The 12,223-nt window shown below is 52.6% G+C and carries 8 protein-coding genes; 1 reads left to right on the forward strand and 7 read right to left on the reverse strand.

Translation table 11 applies throughout. The features are described from left to right. Nucleotides 1-28 precede the first annotated feature (28 nt). The 4 genes from cdd to MED297_RS19145 form a co-directional block, all read right to left on the reverse strand. The gene (gene cdd, locus MED297_RS19130) at nucleotides 29-430 is read right to left on the reverse strand and encodes a cytidine deaminase (RefSeq protein ID WP_008047926.1); all 402 of its coding nucleotides are present in this window, start codon (nucleotides 428-430) and stop codon (nucleotides 29-31) included. 11 nt (nucleotides 431-441) lie between these two features. Further along, a complete protein-coding gene (deoD, locus tag MED297_RS19135; protein ID WP_008047927.1) occupies nucleotides 442-1,152 on the reverse strand; it encodes a purine-nucleoside phosphorylase in 711 nt (236 codons plus the stop codon). 158 nt (nucleotides 1,153-1,310) lie between these two features. Continuing rightward, the gene (locus MED297_RS19140) at nucleotides 1,311-2,753 is read right to left on the reverse strand and encodes an ATP-binding protein (RefSeq protein ID WP_008047929.1); all 1,443 of its coding nucleotides are present in this window, start codon (nucleotides 2,751-2,753) and stop codon (nucleotides 1,311-1,313) included. Next, nucleotides 2,753-3,475, reverse strand: a complete 723-nt coding sequence (locus MED297_RS19145; protein WP_040557708.1) for a response regulator — start codon at nucleotides 3,473-3,475, stop codon at nucleotides 2,753-2,755. Before MED297_RS19145 ends, MED297_RS19140 begins: the two co-directional genes overlap by 1 nt. Before the next feature lie 249 nt (nucleotides 3,476-3,724). Here MED297_RS19145 and MED297_RS19150 point away from each other — a divergent pair, with 249 nt between their 5' ends. Next, entirely contained in the window at nucleotides 3,725-6,586 is a 2,862-nt protein-coding gene (locus MED297_RS19150; protein ID WP_040557634.1) for a class I adenylate cyclase, read from the forward strand. A gap of 36 nt (nucleotides 6,587-6,622) precedes the next feature. Here the strand turns inward: MED297_RS19150 and MED297_RS19155 are convergent, their stop codons facing one another. From MED297_RS19155 to MED297_RS22370, 3 genes are all read right to left on the reverse strand, one after another. Then, a complete protein-coding gene (locus MED297_RS19155) occupies nucleotides 6,623-7,102 on the reverse strand; it encodes a chemotaxis protein CheW (RefSeq protein ID WP_008047935.1) in 480 nt (159 codons plus the stop codon). 16 nt (nucleotides 7,103-7,118) lie between these two features. Continuing rightward, entirely contained in the window at nucleotides 7,119-8,144 is a 1,026-nt protein-coding gene (locus MED297_RS19160) for a chemotaxis protein CheB (RefSeq protein WP_008047936.1), read from the reverse strand. A gap of 9 nt (nucleotides 8,145-8,153) precedes the next feature. After that, nucleotides 8,154-12,223: Hpt domain-containing protein (locus MED297_RS22370; RefSeq protein WP_008047938.1), on the reverse strand; the 4,070-nt coding region annotated here is incomplete at its 5' end.

Consider the following 12,223-nt stretch of genomic DNA (forward strand, 5'->3'; position numbering starts at 1 on the left):
AGCGCATTTAGCGCCCTTTTCACAGAAGTTAGTTGCGAAGACTGAACCCGTCCGGGAGCAGCTGTTCGATGGTCCAGGTTTTTGAGTCGCCATGCCGGTTATACGCCGTCACGGTTTTGTCTTTATCAAGAAACTCGCTGATCACCTGCCGACAAGCACCGCAGGGTGAAGCTATGTTTTCATCCGGGACATAGACGGCCATTTCTTCGATATCCCCGGGTCCGAAACCGGCCGTCACGGCGGCTGCAATAGCCGTGCGCTCGGCACAGATACCCAAGCCATAGGACGAGTTCTCAATGTTACAACCGATAAACGTCTCACCGGTACGGGTACGCAGAGAAGCCCCCACCGGAAACTGACTGTAGGGTGCGTATGCTTTTTCTGCGCCCTGCTGTGCCAACGCATGCAGGTCTTTTTTGTTATCGCTCATAGTGCCTCAAATCAGAAAGTCAGCGCTGCATCCAGCGTAATTTCAACCATGTCATTAAAGGTGTTTTGGCGGGCATCGGCGTCAAGCGCTTCACCGGTAATGATGTGATCACTGACTGTCATCATCGCCAACGCGTTGGCACCATATTCAGCGGCAACACCATAAAGACCGGCGGCTTCCATTTCCACGGCCAGGACGTTCATCTTAGCCAGGGTGTCCATGATGCCGTCCACAGGTGAATAAAACAGATCCGCGGAAAACACGTTACCCACCCGAACCTGCTTACCGGCGCTACGGGCAGCATTGACTGAGGCTTCTAACAGTGAGTAGTCAGCAATGGCGGCGTAATCGAACCCGGCCAGGCGAGAGCGGTTAACGGCTGAGTCGGTACTGGCACCCATGGCGATGATCACATCGCGCACCTGAATGTCTTTTTTCAGCGCACCGCAGGAGCCGATTCGAACGATGTTTTTCACATCGAACTCGGTAATCAGTTCTTTGGCGTAGATCGAAATGGACGGAATCCCCATACCGGATCCCATAACAGAAACCGTCTTGCCTTTGTACTCACCGGTGTAACCGAACATGTTACGAACTTCATTCACCAGTTTGACGTTACTTAAAAATGTATCTGCGATGTGTTTTGCGCGCAGCGGATCACCGGGCATCAAGACCGTTTCAGCAAAATCGCCTTTTTCCGCTTTGATATGAGGGGTTGCCATGATGTTTCCTCTTAAAATAAAAACCTGACCACTTGAACAGGATAACTATACCCAGTTCACCCCAGCCAGAGCAAGTAAAGAGTGTAGATGAGTGTTGAAAAGCCTGCTGAAAACGCACAATGCCAACAGAATTGGATGCAAATCGCGTTAACAGGACACTAGATTCTGGGCAGTATCACGGCCACTTCAAGACCACTGCCGACCCGATTGCGCAGTTTCAGTTGGCCACCGTGGGCATGAATAATGTTCCGGGCAATACTCAATCCCAACCCGGCGCCTCCGGTGTTGCGATTACGGGACCCTTCCAACCGGACATAAGGTTCAAACACTTTTTCAAGCTTATCTTCCGGTATTCCCGGTCCGTTGTCGACAATATAGAGTTTTAGTTCCGAACGGGTATCGACAACATCAATCCGCACTTCCTTGCCATAAAAAAAGGCGTTATTGAGTAAGTTTGACAGGCTGCGTTTCAGTGCCAAGGGTTTGCCGTAGAGCGGCCGCTTGGCGATACCGCGGACTTCGATTTCATGCCCCATCAGCTTGTACTCGTCTTTAAATGTGCGGATCAGCTGATTGATATTGATGGCGTGAGTGTGCTCGTGAATATCGGTGCTTTTGCCCAAGTCCAGCGCGCCGCGGACCATGGCATCCAGCTCTTCCAGATCGGTGACCATCTTCCGTTTAGCTTCACTGTCATCCATCAGCTCAGTACGTAACCGCAGGCGGGTAATCGGCGTTTTAAGGTCATGTGATATGGCTGAGAACATCCGCTCCCGGTCTTCGATAAACCGCAGCACACGCTCCTGCATGAAGTTAAAAGCCAACGCGGTTTCCCGAACTTCGCGGGTGCCTTCGATCTGCAGGGGACGCAGATCGTAGTCGAGATCGATCCCCAAGTGCCGGGCGGCATTTGCCAGCTTCATCAGTGGACGGGTCAACCAGCGAATCATGACCCAACTGACCACAAACAGAGCGGTCACCATGATGCCGGCAAACAGCAGTTGATCGGCACTCAGATAACGACTTTCGCTCAGATAATATGGCTCGCGCAGCAGACCGGCGAGATAGAGCCACTCGCCTTCGCCTATCGGGACCTGCGCCACCAGCACCGGGGCGGGCTCGGGTTCACGAATCAGCGAGTTCTGCGCCCAGCGATCCGGCAGATCGACCAAGCGAACTCCGTTGTAAACCCGCAATTCTAAAGGGTTGGCAAACTCAACGGTCAACCCATCGAGCCGGCTGCCGATTTTTTCGTAAATGGCACTGTGGAAATCGGCAATGAAAGCTTCTTTCAGGTCACTTTCCAGAAACGGTTCAACACCGATATAACCTTCATTGATCGATACCAGATAACGCGAGCCGCCCATATCGCGGAACTGATTAAGAATGATGTGACGATACTCGCGCGGATAGGCACGAATGAACTCCATTGTCGACGCGACCGAGTACGCCATATCCCGGGCCATTTCCTGACCTCGCTCCAGTCGCCGGCTTTCCAGCACCGTCACCCAGACATAGTTACTGACCCAAAGGGCGAGCACCAGGGCTGCGATCATCAGAACCAGAAAACGGGTAAAGAGCGAGGTTGGGCGCCAGAACATCAGCTTTCGTTGACCACCGGCGCGGTCAGTATGTAACCGGCACCACGCACCGTTTTAATCAGCTGAGGCGACTTACCGTCATCGCGCAGTTTCGAGCGCAGTCGACTGATTTGCACATCAATGGAGCGGTCAAACGGCGATGCATCGCGCCCGCGCAGATGATGTGACAGGTCATCGCGGCTGAGGACCTCGCCCGGTCGCGACAGGAACAACTTCAGTAAATTAAAATCGGCGCCGTTCAGAGCCTCGGGGGGATTGTCCTGATACTGCAGTTCACGGTTGGTCAGATGCAGTGAAAAGTCGCCAAAGCGGATGATCTCGGCCACCTTGGGGACAACCGCCGTCTCTTCATAACGACGCAAGACCGCTTTGATTCGGGCGAGCAGTTCGCGAGGGTTGAATGGCTTGCCGACATAATCGTCTGCGCCCAATTCCAAACCAATGATCCGATCGGTTTCGTCAGCGCCGGCCGTCAGCATAATAATCGGAATGTTCGACTTGGTTCGGACTTCCTTGCACAGCGTAAAGCCATCATCACCGGGCATCATAATATCAAGCACAATCAGATCAAAATGACCCGCATTGAGCTTCTCCCGCATTTGCTGACCTTCAGCAGCAGAGTCCACCCGAAATCCATTCTTGGTCAGGTACTCGGTCAACAGTTCGCGAATTTCCAGGTCGTCATCGACCACGAGCAATCGTTTTTGTTGTTCTGTTGTCATTGTAAACCCATCTAAGGAGTTGGCCGGGCCTGCTACCCGAACACCTGGCGGTGCTTTCAGGCGGGCTTTCACCGGCAACGTTCAGAGCCGACAGTATCTCACAAGCGATCGTTCACGCCGAACCTCATCTGTAACAAAGTATTACACCAAGCATTGAAGGCCAACCTTCTGATGAAAAACGTGGACATCGCCCGGACAGATCCTAAACTTTGCAAAAAGAACACAAACAGGATTCTGTTCAGCATCGATATGGACGACAACCAACCGCATTCCTCAGCGCCTGGCTATATTCAAAGTAAAGGCCCCTCTTCTGCCCATGTCCAGCATGCGACAGAACGATTCATGACGGTGAATCAGGGTCGCCTGGCCCGAGTCCGGGAAGGCTTGCAGCCCAAACAGCAACAGTGTTTCGACTTGCTGCCGTTACTCTTCCACATTAATCATGAGAGCCTTCCGGGCTACAGCAGCCGGGATGACGTGCCTTTCGGCATCTCTAACTATCATCCGTCGGATACAGTCATCCGGCTCGCTCAATCCATCACCCGTGGGCAGGTCGGCAAACGCGTCTCGCTGACCAAACCGGCGCTATCAGCCCTGTATCTGATGGGATCGAGTGGCAGCATCGGACAGTCAACGTCATCGGATCTGGATATTTGGGTCTGCTACAACAGTGAACTGAATGATCGCGACATCGACCGATTACAGACCAAAGCGGAACAGATTTCGGTCTGGGCCAGCGGGTTTAATCTGGAAGTGCACTTCTTTCTGATGGATGCCCACCGATTTTCCGGCGGCGAACAACAGTCACTGACCGGAGAAAACTGCGGCTCGACACAACACGTTCTGCTGCTCGATGAGTTTTATCGTACCGTGCAGGTATTGGCCGGCAACATTCCGGCCTGGTGGTTGGTACCGACAGCGTTTGAAAGCGAGTATCGCAGCGCACTGGACACCATGGCCTACGATGGCTATGTCAATGACGCCAACACCACCGACTTTGGCCCTATTGCGACACTGCCCGCCGGCGAATTTATCGGGGCGGGAATGTGGCAGATTTACAAAGCCATCGACTCGCCCTACAAGTCTGTTCTGAAACTGATTCTGCTCGAAATCTACGCTCGCGAGTACCCCGCCATTGAGAGTCTCGCGCATCAATACAAGTCGGACATCTACCGGATGAAACTGTCGCTGGATGATCTGGACCCCTATGTGATGCTCTATCGCCGCATCGAATCCTATTTGACGGAACGGGATGAAATGGAACGGCTGGCGCTGTTGCGACGCTGCTTTTATTTTAAGGTTGGTCTCAATTTGTCGAAACCGACCCGCACCTATAACTGGCGCCGGGAGCTGATGGATTATCTGCTCGACTCCTGGGGCTGGACCAAGTCGACCATTGCGCACCTGGATAACTTCCGCGCGTGGACCATCGAGGAGGTACTCAGCGAACGTCGGTTATTAATTAATGAGCTGACCCACAGTTATCGGTTCCTGACGGAGTTTGCGTCTGAGCACCACAGCACTCATGTGATGAGTCAGCGTGACTTGTTGATCCTGAGTCGTAAGCTGCATGCGGCCTTTGATCGTCGACCCGGCAAAATTGACTTCATCCGAATCGGCCTGGATGTCGATCTCAGCCACGAAAAAATCCGTCTGTATGAACGCGAAAGCAAACAGGAACCCGGCGTGTTCTTATGGGCGGCCTATAACCGACCGCTGGATGCGGACCCATCGCCTTCGCCGCTCAAGTATTCCAAGGGGTTATTGGAGACGCTGCTCTGGTCGCATCTGAACGGGCTGATCAGCGCCCACCTGCACATTCCGATTTATCCGATGCAGCAGGCCATTACCGAGTTCGAAATCCGCATGTTGCTGGCCTCAATGCGTCAGATCCTGCCGACGCCACTGCCCAAGATCGACAGCAACAGTTTTTATCATCCGGCCATTCTGACGAAAGTCGTCTGTTTCATTAATGTTGGCCGAGACCCGCTGCACTATCTGTCCGCTCGCGGGTTACAAAAAATATCTGCACGCAGCAACAGTCTGGACTTCAGTGCGCTTCGCGAAAACCTGGTACTGAGCATTGATATGGTGTTGGTCAACACCTGGGGAGAGGTGGTGGTCGAACGCTTTGCCGATCAGGACGCCATGACCAAAGCACTGAAATCGCTGATCAATCGGGTCAACAAACAAACCCGTAGCGGCCTGCCGATTATTGAAACCGTCTGCCACAATCAGACTCGTCCTCAGGCTATTGCAAAACGGGTCAAAGATTTGTTTGAGGACGCGCTGTCGGCGTTATGCTCGCCCATGCACCCGAAAAACACACGGTTTGTGTTTAACCTGAGTGACAACTGCATTTTGTTTCAACACATCAACCGGGTCACCAACTTCCAAACACTGTCGGACGTGACCGAGCTGGAACAGCACCTCGGCCACGAACAGGCAGAGTACAGTCCGGTCGTATTTGATCGGGTCTTCCAGCAGGATCAACCTTTAATGAGCCAGCTTTACCAGACCCATAGTGCGAACACGGTAAACGTGGCCTTCGAACTTCAAACCACTCAGGCAACACTCTACCTGATCGATGAGCAAGGGTCATTGATGCGGTTTGTGCAACCGTTGCACAACGTTGCAACCTTGCTGTCGCCTCTGCTGCGTTTTCTGAAAGTCACTGAACATCGGCAACGCAGTAATACCGATGTACAGCTCATGCCACAACGAACCATTCAATGTCATCAGATTGTTCGGCAGAAAAACGGATTGGAACTGAAGCGAATCAAGTTAGGAGGGCTGGTCAACAAAGGACGTTTTATCAGTGTGCAGGTCAACGTAGACCTGTCCGATCAGGGCGGATATGACTATCACGTTGTTTGTAACGAAAAGGAGTTTCACAGCGCGGTCTTAGGCGACAATCTTTACAACGCTGTTGCCTCTTTTGTGTTGGGGTTACGGGCGTCGGGGCAAAAGTATCCGGTCTACATTACCGATTTGGCGTTGACCGAATCCGTTACCGACAGCTTTGAGTTCGGCCGAGATCAAACCCGTCACTACGTCTCACTAAAACTTAAGCTGGAAAAACGCATTAATGACGCGATGAAGCGGCTCTGAGTCTGACGACAACTGAATGAGCCGCTCGCGTTGTTATCAGGCCAGTTTGGTCAACAGATTTTCCAGATAATTAAGGTCCGGAATCACCGCTTTGCCCAGCTGAGTGATCACCGCCATCTGTTCTGCATCGCCCCGAGAGACCTGTTTGTCTTCACGCACTTCATTGTCGGTTAACTTGATCATACGCGGAATACCCTGCACCAGCACCGCAAAAAACTGATGACGGGACTGCCCCGTGGTGGCATTCATGACAGCCAACCGGGCGTTATCTGAGTCGCGGGCATGTACCTGGCTGTTGGCAATTTCAAAACTCAATACCGGGATACGCTCACCCCGCCATTGGATATATCCCAGATGCCAAGGTGGAGTGCCCGGTTCGTTTTCCATTTGCGCCAAAGGCACGACTTCGGCAACCACGACGTTTGGTACCAGGAGGCTTTTATTCTGCACCGGTACTAACAAACTTGAAACGACGTTGTTTTCATCACCGGCACTGAGTCGGTTTGATTTTTTCATTTAGGTTTCCTTCATATCAGGCTGCGGCATGACGGTGCTCAGCGAGCCAACGGAGAAGTTTTTCAGCCATCTGTTCCGGGGTTCCACGCCAATCGACAGTGCCTGCATCGTCAGCAGAATCAGGCATGGAGCTTTGTACACAACTGTCTGTCGATTGTGACCAGACAGTGCCACCACTTTCCTTCACCAAACTGGCACCCAGTGAGCCATCACTGCCCATACCACTGAACACAATGGCATTCGACTGCGAACCATAGTGTTCAGCCACGTTCTTCAACAGATGATCATGACTGGGACCATAGGGACCGCTCCAGCCATTGCTTTGCCAAAGAATGCCATGATTTTCAGTAAAGCGAATCTCGTTATCGACAGGAACCACCAAGACACGCCCGTTAGCTAACTGAGCGCCATGCTCGCCATTCACCACCGATAAAGATGTATGCCGACCAATAGATTGAACCAGAGCGTCTAGGCACCCGGCATCAATATGCTGTGCATAAAGAAAGGCCGCCGGCACATCCGACGGCAGGAGGTCCAAAAAGGCTTTCACGGCTTGAGGGCCGCCTAAGGACGCACACAGTACCCAAATCGGACCCAGATTCGGGCAAGGTGCATGCTTCAGCGACTCAGGTAACTCGTAACGTTGCGTCACCGGGCTGGAAATCAGTGCATCCAGGTTGATCTCCGGTGCACTGGCAGCTTCTTCTACCACGGGTGCAAACGAAGCCAGTTTTTCATGAATTCGCCGACGCCAGCGCGGATAATCTTCATCATTTTTACCGGGGATGTTCCCATCCCCAAACAGAATGGGCATTTCCGTACGTTCGAGAATTTCTTGAACAAAGCCGGTCCATTGTTCGGACTCTTCCAGTTCAACCACCCACAAGCGGATGGTCTCATTGGTTAAAAAGCTTTTGTTTAATCGCTCCGGTGAGGTATTCACCGCGATCTCATAACCGGCCTCGGCCACCACGGACTGCAACTGATGTTGAATCAGTGGAGTCGGTGCAATGATGCCAACGCGGTTATGTTTCGTCTTCATGACACCGGCCTACTCATCCAACAGCCGTTCGATCGCTTCCAACAACGGACCTTCCTGGAATGGTTTACCCATGTAGTCGTTCACACCGATCGACAACGCCCGCTCTCGGTGCTTAGAGCCGGTACGGGAAGTGATCATGATGATCGGAATGTGCTTCAGACGTTCATCGTGTCGAACCCGGGAGGCCACTTCAAACCCATCCATGTGCGGCATCTCGATATCCAGCAGAATCAGATCTGGGATTTCGTCGATCATCTGCGCAATGGCATCGGCGCCGTGTTTCGCCAGCATAACTTCCATGCCATTCCGCTCCAGCAGACGGCTGGTTACCTTTCGTACCGTGACCGAATCGTCACAAACCATGACCTTAGACGGACCGTCTTTCTTTCGGCTAGGTTCTGGCTCAGAGGCCATCTGCTCCAGCGCGTGCGTAGGTTGATGCTCAATCACCAGTTCTGATCGGATCAACGCACCGAGGTCGAGAATGACCACAACGGAACCATCCCCGAGAATGGTTGCACCAGACACGCCCGGTACTTTACTGAACTGAGCACCCAGCGTTTTCACAACGATCTCACGTGAACCCATTAAGCGGTCAACGTGTAAAGCCATGGAATGCCGGGCGTCATTACCGCGCACCAGTACCAATGGCACTGATTGATCCAGACCTGCCAACGATGGCTTGGCACCGGTATGCAGCAATGCCCCCATGTATTCCAGGCGATAGCGACTGCCACCGTACTCAAACAACGGTGCATCGGGCTTGTAGTACTCCATCAACTGTTTTGGTGTGACACGGACAATCCCTTCGATGGATGTCAACGGCAAGGCATAGAGGTCATCCATAATGTTAACCATCAGTGCCCGGTTAACCGAAACGGTAAACGGCAACCGAATGGTAAACATGGAACCACGACCCGCCACCGAATCGATAAAGATCGAACCGCCTAACTGTTTCACCTCAGAGTTGACGACGTCCATACCGACGCCGCGACCTGAAATCTGCGTGACCGCTTCGGCCGTACTGAAACCAGCCTCCAGGATGAACTGCATGACTTCGGTGTCATTCAGATCGGCATCCGGTTTCATCAGACCACGCTCGATGGCCTTTGCACGGATTTTTTCGACATCAATGCCTTTACCGTCGTCTTCCAGACTCAGTACGATGTCTCCACCTTCGCGAGACAGATCCAGTCGTATGGTACCGCGCTCGGCTTTTCCAGCGCTGAAGCGTACGTCTGGTTTCTCAATACCGTGGTCGACCGCGTTACGCAGCAAATGTTCTAAAGGCGAGATCATGCGCTCCAGTACGGTTCGATCGACTTCACCCTCGGCATTACCGACCATGAAGTCGACGTTCTTGCCGAGCTCACCAGACACCTGACGAACAATCCGCCGCAGTCGTGGCAACAACCGGTTGAACGGAACCATGCGCGTACGCATCAGTCCTTCCTGCAGTTCAGTATTAATACGGCTCTGTTGCAACAGAATGGTTTCTGCATCACGAGTCTTGTCGCTCAGCGTCGACTTAATGTCCTGAAGGTCGTAAGTCGCCTCCATCAGTGATCGAGACAGTTGCTGAATTTGGGAGTAGCGGTCCATTTCCAGCGGGTCAAAGTCTTCGTAGTTGGTCTCTTCGGCGCGCTCCTGGCGGAAGATAATCTGCGCTTCGGTTTCCATATCGAGTCGGCGGACATGGTCACGCAGTCGATCAATGGTCTGATCCATATCCCCGAGCGTAAAGCCGAAGTCACTGACTTCCTGCTCCAAACGAGCACGAGAGATGGAGGTTTCACCAGCCAGGTTCACCAACCCCTCTAACAGGTTGGCACTGACTTTTACCGTTTCCTGAGGCTGATTCCGTTTGGCTTGCGCATTGCCTCTGGCGTCGCCGGATTTGGGGCTGGTCGTTTCCTGTCGAGCTTTAAAGGGCACCACATTTTTAGTGCTGCTGTCATCAGGCTCTGACTCCACAGGGGTTTCCTGTTCGGGTACCAGTGTCAATCCCGTTTTCGGCTCGTCGCCTTCGGACATCTGATCGAACTCAGACTCATCCATTTCGGAGACCATTTGAATAACGCTGGGACCAAATCCACCCGATTCTGAACCGTGCTCTTCTAGCACCTTCTGCAAGCGCTCAATATCATTGACCAGGGAATCCTGCCGCAACAGGACTTCCTTGAAGAAGGCATCGTCCAGATCTATACGGTTCTGCTGAGCCCGGATAATAAACGACTCGAAATCGTGCGCCTGGTCACCCAGGGCTTTTAACCGAGCCAATCGAGCACCACCTTTCAGGGTATGAAGCACTCGCTTCATCTCATCAGCGTGCGCTTCATTGGTTGGATCAGAGCGCCATTCTTCGACAGCGTTTTCAAGTTCGTTCAGCAACTCCCCGGCTTCATCAATAAAGATTTCCAGAATGTCGAAATCCAGATCTTCCGGAAGCGCTTCAGTGACCGTATCTGACGAGTCTTCCGCAGCAACTTCGTCCGTCGTCTCTGGTTCGCTTTCCGTTTCTTCCACGGGCGGTGTCGTTACTGAATCGGCCGTATCATCAATCGGCTCTTCAACCGGTAGCTCAGGTTCTTCTTTAACCGGAGTTAAGTTCACCGGGCTTGGCGGACTGCCGGGGTTTTTACGGAACTGGGAAATGGCCCATACAAGATCCGGCGCAGAAACACAGGTCATGCTGCTTTCAATATCGCCAACCATTTCCGCCAGTCGGTCATGGCACTGCTGCAGCAAGGTGATCAAACCGGGGGAAGATTGATATTGACCTTGAGCCAGTCCTTCATACAAAAACTCAAGCTCATGAGCCAAGTCACCCAAGGGTGAAACCTCAGCCATGCGGGCGCCACCTTTAAGGGTATGCAGATCGCGCTGGAGTGCTTCAACTTCAATCGTGTTCTGTGTATCTTCGATCCAACCGTCCAGAGACTGCTGGATGTTTTCCAGAATGTCGTTCGCCTCTTCTAAAAAGATTTCAACCAACTCAGGGTCACCATCAACGGTGAACCGCTCGGCCTGCACTTCCGGAGGCAACGCAGCCGGTGTGCTTGGCTCGGAAGAGCTTGGTGCTGAATCAACGGGGTCCGATGACGCGCCATCCGATTGCTCAGGTTCAAGTACCTGATAAGGAATCGCGTAAAGATCGTAGAGTTGTTGCAGTCTTTCGGAGAACAATGCATCGGTACGAATTGACTGCCCGGCAGCAAGTCGATCCATCATCGAAATCAACGACTCATGACCGTCATGCGCCAGATTGAAAAACTTTTCTTCAATGATGTAAGGGTTAGACTCAGCGGCCACATACAATGAACGCAACTCGTTACTTAACTGAGACAGCGGAATCAAGTCGACGGCATGAGCAGCCTGTGCCAGTGTATCGAGTTCTCGGATCAGAGTTTGCGACGCATCTCCCGCCTCACCGGTACTGCGCCATTGATCCAGGATGCTTTCTGCATCCATCACAATGTCCATACTTTCGGATAGGAAGATTGACATGAGACTGACGTCTTCATTGGCCGAATCGTCCGTTGCCGCTGAGAGCTGCGCGAGTTGACCTTCGACGCTGGCAATAAACTCACGGGCATCGCCGGTCATCTGATTATCAACACCCGGCGAGGTGAAGTGCTTAACCAGCGACACCATCCGTTCCAGACTGTTGGTCATGCTATCGTTAGCAGCTAAACCCCTTTCCTGATAGCCCTTAACCAGGTTTTCAACGGGCTGCACAATCTCTGCAATGGTATCCATGCTGGCCATATGGGCCGAGCCTTTAATGGTATGCAAGGCTCGCTGCAAAGCATCCGGCAGTTTCTGCCCAACCGGCTGATCAGCCAGATAGGTTTCCACAAACTCAAGGTGCGTCTCCAGCTCAGAGTTGAAAATTTTCAGCAGATTTTCGTCGTTATCAAAGTCGCTGTCTGAGCCAGATGAGCTGTCATCAGAGTCACTGTCGCCGCTATCTTCTAAAACGGGTGCCGCGGGGAGTTCGGGTTCAGATTCATCGTCGGCGTCAGCAAGCAGCGAATCGGAGTCGTCCTGATCGACGGTCGACCAATTCGCACTTTGTC

The organism is Reinekea blandensis MED297, from assembly GCF_000153185.1.
Classification (GTDB): Bacteria; Pseudomonadota; Gammaproteobacteria; order Pseudomonadales; family Natronospirillaceae; genus Reinekea; species Reinekea blandensis.

What these genes read in the sequence shown, in the direction of transcription:
- cdd (WP_008047926.1), bottom strand. Translation starts at nt 430, where the DNA reads ATGAGCGATAACAAAAAAGACCTGCATGCGTTGGCACAGCAGGGCGCA.
- deoD (WP_008047927.1), bottom strand. Translation starts at nt 1,152, where the DNA reads ATGGCAACCCCTCATATCAAAGCGGAAAAAGGCGATTTTGCTGAAACG.
- MED297_RS19140 (WP_008047929.1), bottom strand. Translation starts at nt 2,753, where the DNA reads ATGTTCTGGCGCCCAACCTCGCTCTTTACCCGTTTTCTGGTTCTGATG.
- MED297_RS19145 (WP_040557708.1), bottom strand. Translation starts at nt 3,475, where the DNA reads ATGACAACAGAACAACAAAAACGATTGCTCGTGGTCGATGACGACCTG.
- MED297_RS19150 (WP_040557634.1), top strand. Translation starts at nt 3,725, where the DNA reads ATGGACGACAACCAACCGCATTCCTCAGCGCCTGGCTATATTCAAAGT.
- MED297_RS19155 (WP_008047935.1), bottom strand. Translation starts at nt 7,102, where the DNA reads ATGAAAAAATCAAACCGACTCAGTGCCGGTGATGAAAACAACGTCGTT.
- MED297_RS19160 (WP_008047936.1), bottom strand. Translation starts at nt 8,144, where the DNA reads ATGAAGACGAAACATAACCGCGTTGGCATCATTGCACCGACTCCACTG.